At 39.2% G+C, this 15463-nt stretch carries 14 protein-coding genes; 10 read left to right on the top strand and 4 right to left on the bottom strand.

The genetic code is table 11. From position 1 onward, the window contains the following. The first annotated feature begins 18 nt into the window (after positions 1-18). The 3 genes from CAL6303_RS04050 (at position 19) to CAL6303_RS04060 (ending at position 4433) form a co-directional block, all read left to right on the top strand. A complete protein-coding gene (locus tag CAL6303_RS04050; protein ID WP_015196557.1) occupies positions 19-1194 on the top strand; it encodes an ATP-binding protein in 1176 nt (391 codons plus the stop codon). Between the two features lie 324 nt (positions 1195-1518). Then, positions 1519-3777, top strand: coding sequence for a S8 family serine peptidase (locus CAL6303_RS04055; protein WP_015196558.1), 2259 nt, complete (start codon positions 1519-1521; stop codon positions 3775-3777). Between the two features lie 176 nt (positions 3778-3953). Then, positions 3954-4433, top strand: coding sequence for a CRR6 family NdhI maturation factor (locus tag CAL6303_RS04060; RefSeq protein WP_015196559.1), 480 nt, complete (start codon positions 3954-3956; stop codon positions 4431-4433). A gap of 46 nt (positions 4434-4479) precedes the next feature. Here CAL6303_RS04060 and CAL6303_RS04065 read toward each other — a convergent pair whose 3' ends face one another. Beyond that, the gene (locus tag CAL6303_RS04065; protein WP_015196560.1) at positions 4480-5283 is read right to left on the bottom strand and encodes a hypothetical protein; all 804 of its coding nucleotides are present in this window, start codon (positions 5281-5283) and stop codon (positions 4480-4482) included. Between the two features lie 1212 nt (positions 5284-6495). Beyond that, positions 6496-7455, bottom strand: a complete 960-nt coding sequence (locus CAL6303_RS04070) for a glycosyltransferase family 9 protein (RefSeq protein ID WP_015196561.1) — start codon at positions 7453-7455, stop codon at positions 6496-6498. Between the two features lie 150 nt (positions 7456-7605). Here CAL6303_RS04070 and ispD point away from each other — a divergent pair, with 150 nt between their 5' ends. After that, positions 7606-8286, top strand: a complete 681-nt coding sequence (gene ispD / locus CAL6303_RS04075) for a 2-C-methyl-D-erythritol 4-phosphate cytidylyltransferase (protein WP_015196562.1) — start codon at positions 7606-7608, stop codon at positions 8284-8286. Between the two features lie 135 nt (positions 8287-8421). Continuing rightward, the gene (gene scpB, locus CAL6303_RS04080) at positions 8422-8964 is read left to right on the top strand and encodes an SMC-Scp complex subunit ScpB (protein ID WP_015196563.1); all 543 of its coding nucleotides are present in this window, start codon (positions 8422-8424) and stop codon (positions 8962-8964) included. A gap of 81 nt (positions 8965-9045) precedes the next feature. Here scpB and CAL6303_RS04085 read toward each other — a convergent pair whose 3' ends face one another. Next, positions 9046-9606, bottom strand: a complete 561-nt coding sequence (locus CAL6303_RS04085) for a Uma2 family endonuclease (RefSeq protein ID WP_015196564.1) — start codon at positions 9604-9606, stop codon at positions 9046-9048. Between the two features lie 231 nt (positions 9607-9837). Between CAL6303_RS04085 and CAL6303_RS04090 the strand changes: the two genes are divergently transcribed. Beyond that, positions 9838-10185 (top strand): DUF760 domain-containing protein, encoded by a 348-nt coding sequence (locus CAL6303_RS04090; protein WP_015196565.1) that lies wholly within the window; start codon positions 9838-9840, stop codon positions 10183-10185. Positions 10186-10331: 146 nt separating this feature from the next. Here CAL6303_RS04090 and CAL6303_RS04095 read toward each other — a convergent pair whose 3' ends face one another. After that, entirely contained in the window at positions 10332-11552 is a 1221-nt protein-coding gene (locus tag CAL6303_RS04095; protein ID WP_041739071.1) for an HhoA/HhoB/HtrA family serine endopeptidase, read from the bottom strand. Between the two features lie 549 nt (positions 11553-12101). Between CAL6303_RS04095 and CAL6303_RS04100 the strand changes: the two genes are divergently transcribed. The 4 genes from CAL6303_RS04100 to CAL6303_RS04115 all read left to right on the top strand — a co-directional run bounded on the left by CAL6303_RS04100 (position 12102) and on the right by CAL6303_RS04115 (position 15441). Then, a complete protein-coding gene (locus CAL6303_RS04100) occupies positions 12102-13031 on the top strand; it encodes a LysM peptidoglycan-binding domain-containing M23 family metallopeptidase (protein ID WP_015196567.1) in 930 nt (309 codons plus the stop codon). Between the two features lie 115 nt (positions 13032-13146). Beyond that, on the top strand, positions 13147-14187 hold the full coding sequence (locus CAL6303_RS04105; RefSeq protein WP_144051002.1) for an FUSC family protein: 1041 nt from the start codon (positions 13147-13149) through the stop codon (positions 14185-14187). Between the two features lie 343 nt (positions 14188-14530). After that, positions 14531-15001 (top strand): lasso peptide biosynthesis B2 protein, encoded by a 471-nt coding sequence (locus CAL6303_RS04110; protein WP_015196569.1) that lies wholly within the window; start codon positions 14531-14533, stop codon positions 14999-15001. Positions 15002-15123: 122 nt separating this feature from the next. Continuing rightward, positions 15124-15441: a PqqD family protein gene (locus tag CAL6303_RS04115; protein ID WP_015196570.1), complete on the top strand. Its 318-nt coding sequence runs from the start codon at positions 15124-15126 to the stop codon at positions 15439-15441. Positions 15442-15463: the final 22 nt, after the last annotated feature.

Here is a 15463-nt window from a genome sequence, read left to right on the forward strand (position 1 = left end):
TCCCTTTACTGTTGAAATATGCTTGAAAACTCGGTAAAAATCTTATTGATTGAGGACAATCTAGCAGAAGCTAGATTGTTACAAGAGTTTCTCAAACAAACTAATTGTCAAAAGTGTAGTTTGTTGCATGTAAAACGTTTGGGAGATGCTTTAGTTCAACTTAGCACTGACAGCCAAGAACAACATTTATTTGATATTATCTTGCTAGATTTAACCTTGCCTGATAGCGAAGGCTTGGCATCTCTTTCGCCTCTAAAAAAGCTTGCACCCGGTTTACCAATTGTAGTCTTAACCAATACAAATGATGAAGAGTTAGCAATTGAAGCAGTGCGTCAAGGAGCGCAGGATTATCTGCTAAAAAGACAGGTAAACCCAGATTCGTTACTCCGTTCTATACGTTATGCTATAGAACGCAAATTAGCTTTAGAATCATTAAGAATAGTAAATGAGACTTTAGAAGTTAGGGTTCAAAAAAGTACTGATGAGTTATTAAAAGCTCAACAAATTAATCAGTCTAAATCTGAATTTGTTTCTATGCTTTCCCATGACATTCGTAATCCTTTAAATACGATTCTTTTAGCGGCTGGCTTACTTCAAAATAACAGTGAAAACTTAACTAAAGAGAAAAAAACCGCCCACTACCAACTAATTCGTTCAGCCATTAAAAATATGGCGCAGTTGCTAGATGAAGTTTCATTTATTGGACAATCGGATTTAGGTAAATTTAAATGTGAATTAATCTCGTTGAATTTAGAAGCTTTCTGTCGTTATTTGGTCGAAGAATTTAACCTCATAGCTAGAGATAAGAGTATTAATATTATATTCACTTGTATTGGGCAAATGGAGGAGACTTTATGGGACGAAACTATACTGCGACATATTTTAGGAAATTTACTGAATAATGCAATTAAATATTCTCCTGCAAATAGTCAAGTTAATTTTGAGCTAGTTTTTCAAGAAAATATAGTAATTTTCAAAATCCAAGATTGGGGAATTGGCATTCCCGAAGAAGATCTAAAACAGATTTTTCAGCCTTTCCGTCGTGCTGGGAATGTTGGTGGTATAGCGGGAACAGGTTTGGGTTTAGCTATTACCAAAAAATGTGTTGATACCCTGGGTGGTGAGATTTCGGTTAATAGCCAGATGGATGTAGGCACCGAATTTAAAATTGTATTGCCCAAAGTTAAAGGTTAAAAACCTAGATGAAACGATGAGACTTCCTCTGACTTTGTAAAATACAACTCTTGCCAGTACATGAAGCCAGGAGGAAGAATTGTTTATCTATAAGACTTTCAATCAAAATAAATAGTTAGTTTATTTACGCGGAAGTCTACTAGTGTAGTATCCTCTGCTTTGCAGACTATTACTGTGATTTATACGTAATCTTCATTAGTAACTCAGGTTTTTTCAGTACATACACCTATTCACATGACTTTGATAAATGCCCATAATGTCAGGCAAGCATCTAAAAGATCTACGTATTACTGATTAAAGTCAGGGTTAAAGGGGATTCGGAACATGTACAGTTATGAGTTTTCTGCTTCGGGTAGTCATGGTAATGGGAAATCTAACCCCACTCAGCCGCCGGGAAATTCTGGTAATAGTATGCCTTTTTTGAGGATGGATTTTCCAGGTGGCAGAGGTGAAATGCCGGAAGCAGTGAATATGAACTCTACTGAGTCTTCCGGGAATGTACAGAAAGTATTAGTAGAATTACGAGTATCAAGAACACAGAATGTTTTCCAAGCTGTTGTTGATAATATTGGCAGTTTGCAGATAGACACTGACTATGAACCTGTGGCAGTCACTCCAACAAACGAATTAGCTGCAAGTCTACTGCTTACCGATGATGAGACTTATATTATTCGTGGCGAGATTGATGAACGACGAATCCACGAATTAGAAGCACAAGCCAATGTCGTCAAGGTTTATAAAGATACACCTATTGCCCCTTTTAATCCCGCGTTGTTGGAAAAGCAAGATTTAGTTAAGCCGATGAATGGGGCTGGTGATTGTCCTATTGGTACTTGCGACTGTTCTCCCACGGTGGCTAAAGGAACTATTGCTGACGTTGCTAAGTATTTTGGAGTGGATCAAATTTGGGCTGCTGGCTTTAAAGGTCAGGGGATTGTGGTGGGGATTGTAGATGGGGGAATTACCGCCGAGGGTCGCCCTGTGGAGCCGTTTGAGGGCATTCGCCGCATTCCGAATGTGATCGGTGGTCCAGCAAAAAATTGGGGAACTAAGGCGAAGTCGTGGGGTGAACATGGGAACATGTGCGCTACTGATGTGTTGGGAATGGCACCGGAAGCAAAGCTGTATGATTGTCGGATTGCTGACGGGGATGCAGTTTCTAATGCTTTGATGGTGTTTGATTGGGCACTTCAGCAGTATCGTACTGATGGTACACCACAGGTTTTAAGCAATAGTTGGGGTATTTATCAGAAGAGTTGGGATGAATTTTATGCGACAAACCCGGATCATCCTTTTACTAGAAAGGTAGTAGAAGTGATTAATGAGGGTATTTTGGTGTTGTTTGCAGCGGGAAATTGCGGTGCCAGTTGTCCAAACGATCGCTGTGGCGCTGATAATGGTTCTGGGAGGAGTATTTGGGGTGCAAATGGACATCCTTTGGTGATGACTATTGGTGCTGTAAATAAGGATGAGCAGTTTGTTGGTTATAGTAGCACTGGTCCAGCATCGTTAGATCCAAATAAACCTGATTTCTGTTCAGTGACACATTTTCGGGGTTATTTTGGTAGTGATAACGGAACTTCGGCAGCAACTCCCATCGCTGCTGGTGTAATCGCTTTGTTAAAACAAGCGAAACCGAATGCAACTCAAGATGAGTTAAAAAATATCCTCAAACAAACAGCGAAAAATATTGGTGAACCTGGATTTGATCAAAATTCTGGTGCTGGGATTATTCAACCAAAAGTTGCCTTTGATTTACTTGCACCCCAGTTACCTAAGTGGGGAGAATGGGAAAATCTCGGTGGAAATGCCTTTTCTGCACCCAGCGCGATCGCTTCTGGTGTAAACTGCCTGAAAACCTTTGTTTTAGGTGGCGATAATTCCATTTATCAAAAATCTTTGGATGCTGATAAATGGGGGGAATGGGAAAGCTTAGATGGTTTTAGTTTATCTGCACCTGCATCCATTGCTGTTGAAGAGAATATCCATGTTTTTAGCATTAGTCAAGAACGCCAAATACAGTTAATATCATTCAATGCTGGTAGCTGGGGGACATGGCAAAATTTAGGTGGTTTCTGTAAGCATGGTGTCGCTGTTACTGCATCAACACCAAATCAAATTGATGTATTTACTATTGGTAGTGATAACGCAGTTTACCAAATGACTTGGGATGGTAAATCTACTACTGCTGGGAAAAGCTTAGGTGGTTTAAGTTTATCTGCACCTGCTGCGGTATCTTCACAACAAAACCGCATTGATTTATTTGTTCGGGGTGTTGATCACGCAATTTACCACAAATACTGGAATGGTACCGCATGGAGTGATAACTGGGAAAGTTTGGGTGGAGTGTGGTTGTATGCGCCAACTGTAACATCCTGGGGGGCAAATCGCTTAGATGTATTTGCAGTTGGTACTGACAATGCTGTGTATCGAAAATATTCTGATGGTGTGACTTGGAGTAGTTGGGAAAATATTGGTGGTTCCTGTATTGCTTCTCCAGCAGCAGTTTCAGCGAATAAAAACCAAATAGATCTATTTGTCGTCGGTGGCGATAACGTAATCTACCGCAGAAAATTTGTATAATTTATCAGTTTTCCCTGTTAATGATGTAGTTTTTTAGGCTACTTGTAGCTTGAAAAAATCGGCTAAAGCAAAGACGTAATTATCCAAGATGCGATGTCTTCTGATATCGTGTCTTTTTTTATCTGATAATGGTTTCGTAGACTCATAAACCCATACCTTCACCATAACTACAATTTATGCCAATAGCGATCGCACTTACCACCGATGACATTAATACCTTAGATTTGTCACCAGCTATCACCATTATTGAACGGCTTTTGGCAACAGATGCGATCGCATCTTCTGAACAACAACTGTCAATTCAGGTAAACTATGCCCTAGAACCGAATGATCCTAGAGAACTTTCAGAAATCCCAGAAATTCGACTTTGGTTTGTACGTCTGGATTCACGCTACCCTTGGTTGCCTTTTCTCCTCGATTGGAAAGCTGGAGAATTAGCACGTTATGCAGCAATGCTGGTACCACATCAATTTAGTTCTAAGGAAGGAATTCAATATAATCCAGAAGCATTAGAAATATTTTTGATGCATAAAATCTTCGTTTTAACAGATTGGCTAAAACAGCAAAATATTCCCCATCAATCTCGACTCAAATCAATGGCACAACTTTTAGGCTATGAGTTAGATGATACTTTATTTGAAATATTTACATACTAAATGCCGCTTTGACATTCTCCCCACACGGGGGGAATGTCAACAAAGTCTATATCTTGGCTAACAAATCCAAAGCCGAATTAAAAGCATGTTCTACAGCTTTAGACTTACTTGGCAAAGATATTTGCCAAATTCTATAATCGTTATATTCGACAATTAATTGCGCTATCTCATTTGTATTCATCTGTTGCAAAATATCGTACTGGGCAGTTTGAAATTCTTGTAAATAGCCACCCTTCTCAACAATTTTATAGGCAACTTTTGCAAACTTATCTAAAACAATTTTCATATAAGCCTTGCCAACACCTGAAGAGAAAATAGATGATGTTTGGAAAACGGCAAATTCTTCTAACAATAGATTTGATATTTCAATTCCATCTGGATAATCCCAACCAGGAGGAAGTCTAACATCTAAATACTCACCATCATAATATTGATATCGCAAATAATCTTTAATTTCGACTGTTGTCTGAACTAATTTATTACCTGCCAAAATTTCCTTCAATGATTCAATACTATTGTTTACAGATTCGTCACGAAATGCTATTTCCTGACCTTGAGGACATGAATACAACATGTACGTCCATATTCCTGGACAATCAGTTTCAGCTATCTGTCCTTGATCACAAAGACCTCGTAGCGAAACAACAAGACTTCCTTTGACTTCGTAAAAAGTAATTGTCCCATCTTCCTCACATTCATAATAAACAGATTTAATATCATCAAAATCACATTTACGGGACTGAATCAATTTAGTAATTTTTTTCCAAATTCCCACAACGTGATAAGGTTGGGTTTCTAACTGGATGTAACGTTGACAGGATATTGTCACATTGTGTAACTTAATGGTCATTTTATATCCTCTTTAAAATCAATAATATTCTTAATTTGATTGAGATATATTCCCCCATTGGTAATAGAGGATTCTCAAATATATAATTTGCTCTTGACTCTTAGACTAAAGCTGAAATCATAGCAAAGTAAACGGTTAAATAGTTGTGGGGCAGATTACAAATACTGATATTTTTATCAAAATCGTAATTAGGGGGAAATTATTGTTATCCAAAATTCATTTAGTATTTAGGCTTTTTTATACTGTTACATTTATCAATTGACTAAAGAATTATTTTAGTCTTCTAACAATCTTACAATCTCTCTCTAGACATATTTATAACTCCTGTTTGAATCAACTTAAACCTCCTCCATCATGAGAAGTAGAGTTTTGTCATTGCGTAGAAACGCAGCTGCTTCCCTGAAGGTCGTAAGGTAGATGCAAAGAGGCTTGTAGCAGACTAGTATCAATCCTGGGACTGGCTATACCTACTCACAATGTTGACTAAAAACTATGGTTTTCAAAAGAGACAACGCTTACTTATCAAAGAAACTAAAATTTAACTGAAGTTACCGTAGTATACTCCAACTGATATTCAACTGCCAAAAATTATTTTAAACAAATTAATTTAATCATTTGATTGAGATTATTTTGATAGACTATACAAATTTATTCAAAGACATCTAAACTAACACATTATCAGATAAAAGTTAAGCTTTATTTTGAATTTTAAAAAACAAATTTAAGCAGCTTAGTGTATTCTCTTATACTCCTAATCTTGATTCAATTTTTATCTGTAAGAGTTAAAAACAACACTTCCAGAGGATCGAAGAATTGAAGTAGGATAAAATTACTATCCAATAGGTCAAAGCCGATAGATTTAATTCGTTAGGTTAATATCGTAGTTATAGTTGAATAATTTTGCATAGGGGGTAAGACCACTCACCCAATTGTTCACTATGATCAGAAAATATTTATAACTTGAAATACTGAGTCAATTAAGTAATGAATAAAGCTGTGATTGAGATAAAGTAACTATTCTCAAGTCACAGCTAGCGAGGTTTTTATATTTTATTTGTATTAGGCAATACAAAAAGAAGTTATGATTTTAACCACGTTTGGGGGTTTAAGTTCCCTGCCTAACGACGGCAGCTTTGTCGGGGGACTTGCCCCACAAACGTACCTTGTCTAAATCCTCATCACAAAATAGACTTATTACTCATTACTTCTTTTTTAACCTCCCCAAACTTTTTGCATGACTGTTTCCGGTGAAATGTCTACCAATTTACCAGTTGATGACTGAATGGGTAGGAATTTTTCACTTTTAGGCATTAGTTTCATTGGATCTGCGGAACCAAACAAACCTATGGTGTATGTTTGGACTGCGATCGCTAGTTGCATGGAAGCACTGCTAGTACATAAAATCAAATTAGCCCCAGAAATCATTGCCGCTAACTTACCCACATCTTCGGGAGAAGTAATTTTAATATTTGGGAAAATTTCCCTAAAACTATTGGCAAACCCATCATTATCTGGTTCTTGAATCGCCAAAATCGCTAAATCTGGCTGTTTATCTTGAAAATCTTTAACTATTTGCTTCCAATTCGTCACAGGATAAACTTCTTCATCTACGCCTTTGGTACCAGCTACCTGGCTAGAACCACCATAAATTAAAATATATCCTGTTTCTTTAACTCCCAAACGCCTTTGTTCCTTCTCAGCCCAATCAATATCAGTCTTTGGTACATTGATTGTTAACTCACCAGCAGGGGAGTCAATCACCAAACCTTGGAGAAGGTCATGGTACATATTAACTTTATACTGCTCGGCTTTGTAGGGGACTGAATTAGTCAAAAAAGAACCTTGACCTTTATAACCAATTCTGATTGGAATGCCAGTTAACCACAAAGCAAAGCCCATTAACCAACTTTGACCTACAGTAATAGCAACATCGTACTCTCGATCGCGGATCGTGCCAATTAGGTTTCCCCAATCTGCCAAACTGTTACGATCTTTAAAATCAAACCCAATCACCTGATTAACTGACTTACTGACTCGGTAAGCAGCTTTAGATTTAGGTTCTACAACGACATCGATTTGAATATCGCTTTTATAGCGCTTTAGGTCATCGAGGGTCGGAAAAAAAAGCAGTTGATCATCAATTCCGCCAGGGACAAGAGCTACTACTCGCATATTATTTATTTAGGCTGATTCGCATCCTTATTTTAGGGGAAGATAGGGGAAATAATTTAAGGATGTACCAAAGGGTATAAGTTCTGTGTGACTCCTAAATTCTGTATTCTGTTGTATTGAAGCATCAAAATATCTAATCTGAGGTGTTCTGTGTATTTACTAATTCCAGCGGCAGGTACGGGACGGCGTATGGGAAGCAGCCGCAACAAACTACTATTAATACTAGATTCTCGCCCAATTATCGCTTGGACACTATTGGCAGCAGAAGCATCAGAATATATAAAATGGATCGGAATTGTTTCTCAGCCTCACGATTGGGAGGACTTCAAAGCAATCTTAGGAGAGTTAAATCTCACCAAACCCGTAGAATTTATTGCAGGTGGTGATACCAGACAAGAGTCAGTTTACAACGGTTTGCAGGCGCTACCAAAGGACGCTCAACAAGTTTTAATCCATGATGGTGCTAGGTGTTTAGCTACCCCGACTTTACTAGATCGTTGTGCAGTGGCAATCCAAAAAGTTCCCGGACTCATTGCCGCAGTTGCCGTCAAAGACACAATTAAAGTTGTTGATGAAAATCGCATAATTCAAAGTACACCTAATCGTAGCCAACTTTGGGCGGCACAAACTCCCCAAGGTTTTGATGTTAAACTACTCAAACACTGCCACGAACAGGGAATAAAACAAGGTTGGGAAGTCACCGACGACGCAGCTTTGTTTGAAAAGTGCGGCTACCAAGTTCACATTGTTGAAGGTGAGGAAACTAACTTAAAAGTTACCACTCCCCAAGATTTAGCGATCGCGCAATTTATCCTGCAACAGAGACAATAGACTTTTCAAGCAAATTGCGTTGACAGCATATAAGCTATATGATATAATCCCACGGAATTGTTGTTCGTGATTAGTTATTTGTGTGTAACAGACCAAAAGCTGATGGCTAATGACTAATATAGTGTGTGAATACTAATGAGTACAGCAACAACGATAGAAGCAATTCTTTATTTAAAAGGTAAGCCCCTATCAATCGGTGAAATAGCAGAATATGCCGCGTGCGATCGCGCTACGGCAGAAGAGGGTATTATCGAATTAATTGACGATTACGCCCGTCGTGACAGCGCCTTAGAAATAGCCGAAACCAAAAACGGCTACAGTTTGCAATTACGCTCCGATTTTCATCAACTAGTGCAAACACTAATTCCGGTAGAATTGGGTCTGGGAGCGCTACGGACGCTAGCAGCGATCGCTCTCAACAGCCCCATGCGGCAAACTGATCTAATTAACGTTCGTGGATCAGGTGCATACCAACATGTTCAAGAACTAGTAGAACAAGGATTCGTCCGCAAAAAACGTGACAGCGACTCTCGATCCAGCTTGTTACTAACCACTTCCAAATTTAATCAATACTTCCAAATAGAATCACTACCCCAACCCTTCGACACTACACCAGCAGAAAGACAATTAGAACTGGAACTAGTTCAATCCCCAATAGAGCCGGATATTGCCTGTTAGCTCAAAACTTTATTGTGCTTTGTGTTGATATGCGTAGATGTGGGGCAGCTTGTCTCCTGTCTCTGACATCCCGCATTATCACTACAACAGCCAAGCAAACAAATCTTTAACACTTATCTCTAACTCGCTTGCAAAAGATGGTACAGGCATAAGTACCTCTAGCTCGTCAAACACCTGGATTTCTCGCTTGGGACAGAAAACCAATACGGTTTTCTCATCTGGATCAATCAGCCACCCCATTTGAGTTCCATACTTTAGGCAATGAAGAATATTCTTTGTCACTTTTGTCTGGCTTTGATCGGGAGAAAGAATCTCAATCGTCCAATCTGGAGCAACAATAAATGTATTAGCAATTTCGCCATTCTCATCGCGGGGAATTCGATTCCAAACAAAAACAGCAATATCAGGTACGATGGAGCGATTACCAAATGTACAACGCAACTCAGGAAATGCACGAGCGATGGATTTAGGCTTAACTATAGCATTGATAGCAGGTACAAATTCCCCTTGAATTGCACTATGTTTCCCTTTTGGCATCGGCTTCTGGATTACTTGACCATCAATGTATTCACTAGCAGGTTTTGTTTCTGGTAGTTCCAAAAACTCCTTTAAGGTTAATACTTTAGTTGGTGCTGGCACCATTTTTGTTTTTTCTCCAAAATTAAGCTAAAACACATTTAAAGTTTCTCAACAGCCTATATACACTTATTTTACGGGATTTCAGACTCTTGAACCAAGAATTATTGAGACCCAAATTTGGGGAAAATACAGATGTTTTTTTTCAATATTCCCCATATCTTTTAGAATAGGAATATGACCGACCCCTCTACTATGGTTTAAAGTAGAACTAGCAATTCAGCTAAGAAACAGCCAATGGTGTTTAACCCAGACTTTTTGAACGACAATTTCGATGAACACCCTAACCAGCTTTTGAATGAAAGCTCAGAAGAATACCCAAATCAATTGCTTAAGTATCTACAGCATCAGTCACCCGAAATTTTAGCCCGCATAGCCCAATCTGCTAGCCCAGAAATCAAGCAGATCATCTCGCAGAACGTCCAAGGACTAGTGGGGATGTTACCTGCCGATAATTTTAATGTCCAAATTACCACAGACCGAGACAACCTAGCAGGACTATTAGCATCCGCAATGATGACGGGGTATTTCCTTCGCCAGATGGAACAGCGAATGCAACTAGATAACCTCGGCAATGGTCATTAATCAGAAATTTTCCAGAGCAAGAAGTCAGTAGTTAGTGTTAGTCAATAACTGTCACGCAATAATGCTTAGTTTTCATTGACTTTCCTAGATAATTAACCTTCTGCTAAACACTACTTAATTAGCAGCTAGTTTTGAAATATCTGCACTTACTTCTTTGGATAAGCTCCTGATTGCACTTTAAATATCAGAGCTTTCCCATTACGGTTGACTTCAATTTCCAGGATATCGCCAACTGAACTTGCTTCCACTTGTTTTTGAACCTGTGCGGCAGTTTTCATTGGTTTGCGATTAACTTTCAAAATAATGTCCCCAGGTAGTAACCCACCAATTTTAGCTGGTGATTTATCCATTACCCCCTTAACTAGGATTCCATTGTCCTGCTTCACATTGAGATTGTTTTCCTGGTTAATTTGTTGCTTCTTATTGGGAGTTAAATCAACCATCTCCACACCCAAGAAAGGATGATCGACACGACCCTTGGTAAATAGTTCATCGGCAATGCGAGCAGCAGTTTCTATGGGTATGGCAAAGCCCAATCCTTGAGCATCAGCGCGGATTGCAGTGTTTACCCCAATCACCTCACCTTGAGCATTTAACAATGGTCCACCAGAGTTTCCTGGGTTAATTGCCGCATCCGTTTGAATAAAGCTAACGCGCTTTTCAGGAACCCCAACCTGAGCGCTGGTGCGCTCTGTGGCACTAATAATTCCAATGGTGACAGTATTATCTAAACCCAGCGGATTGCCAATAGCGATCGCCCATTGTCCAGGAGTCAGGTTTTGTGAGTTGCCCAATTTTACCGTCGGTAACTGATCAGCACCTTCAATTTGAACTGCGGCAACATCTGTAACAGTATCTATACCTACAACCTTGCCACTAAAAGTTCTCCCATCCTTCAGTGTCAACTGTACTGTATCTGTATCAGTAACTACGTGAGCATTGGTTAGTACCCGTCCCCCCTGACTCAAAATAAAACCAGATCCCGTACCTCGTTCAATTCGTTCTTGGGGAATTGGTTGTTCATCTTCGCCAAAAAACCTCCTCAACAGGGGATTTTTAAAAGCATCAGAAATGGGATTTGCAACTTTGCGTGTGGCATTAATTCGCACCACCGCAGGACCCGTCCGCTGTACTGCTGTGGAAACAAAATTCACATTCTCACCACCCACTGCCCCAATTACTCCTCCCACAGGACTTGTGGTGACAACATCGGAAGGTGAAGCTACTGTGACATTTTTTAACTCTAGAAATGAGCGTTTTTGTGGTGACATCATGGAACTAGCAAATAACACCGCACCACCACCAAACGTACCACCAAACATCACTAGAGATAAATAAACGGCAAGTTGCTTCAAGGATAACTTCATAATCATTACAGGGACAGAGTTACATTTAGGACATTAAGACAAGCGTTAACATACAAGTGTAGTCAAGCAATCAGCTAGTTAACAGATCAAATTCAGCTAAAGTTCATTAAAATTTAATCTTAAAAATTTACAATAATTTAGTTTTCGGACTTAGTTAATCTGTTGGCAAAATTCAGACTTGAGGATTGCCAATCTGCCGCAAGCCTCTTTGCATCTAGCTTACATCCCAATAGCGGAAATGCCTGCTTGGTAAGTAAGTGCTAAGTTTATGGAACTATTTTTCAGTAGGCTCAGACACAATACATCTATGGAAAAGTCATAGAAGTTTAAATAAAAGCTTTTTGACCTTCTTTTGATAGGTTGCGAAAAAGTCAAGAATATTTGATGGTTAGTTCCCATCTTTGCTTTTTCTTCAGGAGATCAACTTACTCATCCGGGGAGGAAGGGCAACTTTTTGATTAACCCCTACATCTAGAATATTTGATATTGAGTCTGATCCAGACTTAATTATTCTACAATCGCAAATAACTACGCTGCTGTTTTACATTCATGATTGTTGCCCACCGCTTACTAATTCTGTGTTGCTTACCTACTATTTTTGGGATGATATTGGCACCTAGAAATATAGTAGTGGCACAAACTAACTCCAACGACTGTCCCGCTTCTGCTCTATCACGTTTTTTGCGTCACAAGGTGACTAGTGGTGAAACAATCGAAAGTATCGCCCAGCGTTATAATCTTGCACGAGAAAGTATCACCAAAATGAATCCTGATGGACTACGTAACGGTAAAATTAAAGTTGGTAGTGAAATTTTGATACCTCCCTACGATGGTAATATCATTGAAGTGTCGCGGGGACAATCTTGGCGAGAAATATCCAAAAGATATCGAGTTCGTGCAGATGTTTTGTTTGAATTGAACGGGTGTAAACCTCCATCTGGATTAGCGTTTATCCCCATCAACCGCACCTCAAATCGCCGTGTCCAACCTGCGTCCGATTCTAATGATAGTTCCACCATCAGTAAATTTACAAGTTTTCCTGTACCGAGAAAATCTGTTATTTCCTTACCCTACGGTTGGCAAAATAATCCCAAAACTGGCGAAGTGTTTTTTCACAGCGGGATTGATATTCAAACTGCTATTGGTACCCCAACTCAAAGTGTTGGTGATGGAACAGTGGTTTTTGCCGGCACACAGGGAACCTATGGTAATTTAGTCATCATTAACCACGGTGGTGGTTTACAAAGCCGCTATGGTCAATTAGAAAGCATTAAAGTGAAGGTTGGAGAACAACTAAAAGCTGGCGATTTAATTGGTGTTGTAGGAGCAACAGGACAACCATCATCAATTCAACCCCATCTCCATTTTGAAATCCGTGCAACTTCCTCTTTAGGTTGGGTAGCAAAAGATCCCAAAGAGTTTCTGGAAAATCAAGGTGATGTTCCACCTAAGAACCTTCCACAAATACCGAAAGAGTGAGGAATTACCCACTCAGACAGATAAAGCTGCCGTAATCCTCTATTTCCTGTTCCATACAACCTGAATTTCTCATTTCACTACCTAAGTTCTAAGAGTTTTATCAGGTATAAAATCAGTGCTGCAATCTTCACTACATCAGATATGGAACCAGATCAAGTTTTTGCCGTGGCATCAGTCGTTGTGCTACGCCATAGAGGTTAGTATACCGCTGATTGCTGGATTTGCTTGTGGGCAGATGCGTTATGGTGTGGTGGCTTTCATTGGTAGCATGTATGTTGGTCTGGTTGCCAATGTAGATGGAAGTTTTCGTGATCGATTCACCGCTGCGATCGCAGGATCAATTTTAATCACAGGATGCGCCGAACTTGGTGGATTGTTTGCGAATATTCCGATTCTGCTGAATCTAGGTATTTTGATTTTGGGAGTTGCGGCTGGTTGGTTGCATACTTCCCATCTCGCAATTGAAGTAATGTGTCGATTTGCGGTGGTTGGGTTTCTGTTTGGTGCTTCTCAATTGGCAGCATTTGGAACAAACTTGATTGATTTGGATGAAAAAGCTGCGATCGCATTTTTGGCAGGAGGCATTTGGACAATTCTGGTAATTGCCCTTGATAATGCACTATGCCGAAAACCTCTTGTGGTTGAATCTAATTTGTATACCGGCTGGATACGTATTCGCTCCAGACAAACAGCAGGCTTTAGATTTGGATTGTCCTATGGCATTGTTGCGGTAATTGCCTTTGCCGGAAGTGGGATAATTGGATTACCTCGACCTTTTTGGGTGGCAGCAACAACCCTCATGGTAATGAAGCCAGATAGCCGATTAACAGTACGACGAACCTTACAGCGTCTGCTTGGTACTTTAATTGGGGTGTTGGTGGTGGAAAGAATTATTCAGTTCGTTCAAAATCCTTGGCTACTGATTACTTTTTGTACAATTACTGCCTTGTTTGTGCCAATTGGTTTAGCTAAAAATTATACTTTATGTTCTGCGGCAATCACAGTGTTAATTATGCTAGTGATGGATTTACTCACCCTCATCCACGGTGCTGATCCGTTACTATTACAGATCAGGTTTTATGCCACTGCTGTTGGTTGTGTTCTGGCTGTAATTGGAACTGCGATCGCATATCCAGATTTATGGTGGCGAAATTAATCCACAGGTGACAGTGAAATCCAGCAAAATACAGTCTATTATACGCAAGTTGTATCCGGAAAATTACATTTTCTTTATCAAAAAACCACAAAAGAGCGATCGCTATCAATATGTAGCTGCCTATGGCTTTCAGTCTTTTCTGTAGTATTTAATACATTATTTTCTTAAAAGAGAATTAAAGCCCTAATATAATTGACCGTAAATATAATGCAGTATTAACACCAGTAACATAGTATAAAAGTGTTCTGAAATTAAATGCAAAATTGCAAAGTACAGCCTCTCATATCAAGTCACTAAAAATACCGGGCTTGAAAATAAAAGTATTTTCTATCTTCATCAAACCATGGGTTGTTTTAAGTTCATAAAGAGCAAAGTCCTTACTTTTAATGCGCTTTCCAGGCAAGAACACCTACTGTTTTTCCGGTCTCTATTCCTACTACCCATAGTTGCTTTTTCCCTCCAACTATGGGGAATGCAATCCACCCAAAAGTTTTTAGCTCAAATTTCCCAGAAAACTATATTGTCATCTACAGTTGCAACATCATTGCTCCTTGCCAAAACAACCTCCACAATGGTGAACCTTGCAGCGAGATATAGTCCTCTGTGGGGTAATTGTCTGAAAAAATCCTTAGTCCTGTGGTATTTGCTACGCTGCCAAGGAATTATGAGTGAATTACGTATTGGAGTTAGGAGAGAGAATGGTGAATTTCAAGCACACGCTTGGATAGAACACGCAGGTGTAGTTTTAAACGACACACCGTATGTGTATCAGCAATTTACTACGTTTGCCCAAGCAATAGAAGTCAAGACATAAAAGCTGATTCTTATGTGCTTTTTGTAATTATTGCTCCCAATTAAAACACAAAACTTTCAAATTATTCCGGATAGCATCTTTTACTTACGTATTAACACTTAGCACATAAGGATGTAATAAATATGACATTTTCTCGCAGTCAGATGATAATCGATGAAAAATTTCTTGAAAATCAAAGCTTCAAACTAGCTGAAGATATCCTCTTCAGTCAGATAGATAATGAGGCAATTTTATTACACATTAATGGTGGTCATTACTACAGCTTAAGTGAAACTAGTCTTCCTTTCTGGGAAGCTTTGCAAAATCAGCAACCGCTTGAGGTTGTGGTAAACAAAATTACTGATGAGTATGAAGTTGAACGTGAGCAAGTTCTCAAAGATTTACAAGATTTTCTGCAAGATTTAGCAAATTACGATCTAATTTCTAGTGATTCTAATTAGAATCTTAGAGTTTTGTGCAACA

The organism is Calothrix sp. PCC 6303 (genome assembly GCF_000317435.1).
Lineage (GTDB): Bacteria > Cyanobacteriota > Cyanobacteriia > Cyanobacteriales > Nostocaceae > PCC-6303.

Excerpts from the sequence above, each read along its gene's own strand:
- CAL6303_RS04090 (WP_015196565.1), top strand. The coding sequence starts at position 9,838 with ATGGTGTTTAACCCAGACTTTTTGAACGACAATTTCGATGAACACCCT.
- CAL6303_RS04085 (WP_015196564.1), bottom strand. The coding sequence starts at position 9,606 with ATGGTGCCAGCACCAACTAAAGTATTAACCTTAAAGGAGTTTTTGGAA.
- CAL6303_RS04100 (WP_015196567.1), top strand. The coding sequence starts at position 12,102 with ATGATTGTTGCCCACCGCTTACTAATTCTGTGTTGCTTACCTACTATT.
- CAL6303_RS04110 (WP_015196569.1), top strand. The coding sequence starts at position 14,531 with ATGGGTTGTTTTAAGTTCATAAAGAGCAAAGTCCTTACTTTTAATGCG.
- CAL6303_RS04050 (WP_015196557.1), top strand. The coding sequence starts at position 19 with ATGCTTGAAAACTCGGTAAAAATCTTATTGATTGAGGACAATCTAGCA.
- CAL6303_RS04060 (WP_015196559.1), top strand. The coding sequence starts at position 3,954 with ATGCCAATAGCGATCGCACTTACCACCGATGACATTAATACCTTAGAT.
- scpB (WP_015196563.1), top strand. The coding sequence starts at position 8,422 with ATGAGTACAGCAACAACGATAGAAGCAATTCTTTATTTAAAAGGTAAG.
- CAL6303_RS04065 (WP_015196560.1), bottom strand. The coding sequence starts at position 5,283 with ATGACCATTAAGTTACACAATGTGACAATATCCTGTCAACGTTACATC.
- CAL6303_RS04095 (WP_041739071.1), bottom strand. The coding sequence starts at position 11,552 with ATGAAGTTATCCTTGAAGCAACTTGCCGTTTATTTATCTCTAGTGATG.
- CAL6303_RS04115 (WP_015196570.1), top strand. The coding sequence starts at position 15,124 with ATGACATTTTCTCGCAGTCAGATGATAATCGATGAAAAATTTCTTGAA.
- CAL6303_RS04070 (WP_015196561.1), bottom strand. The coding sequence starts at position 7,455 with ATGCGAGTAGTAGCTCTTGTCCCTGGCGGAATTGATGATCAACTGCTT.
- CAL6303_RS04055 (WP_015196558.1), top strand. The coding sequence starts at position 1,519 with ATGTACAGTTATGAGTTTTCTGCTTCGGGTAGTCATGGTAATGGGAAA.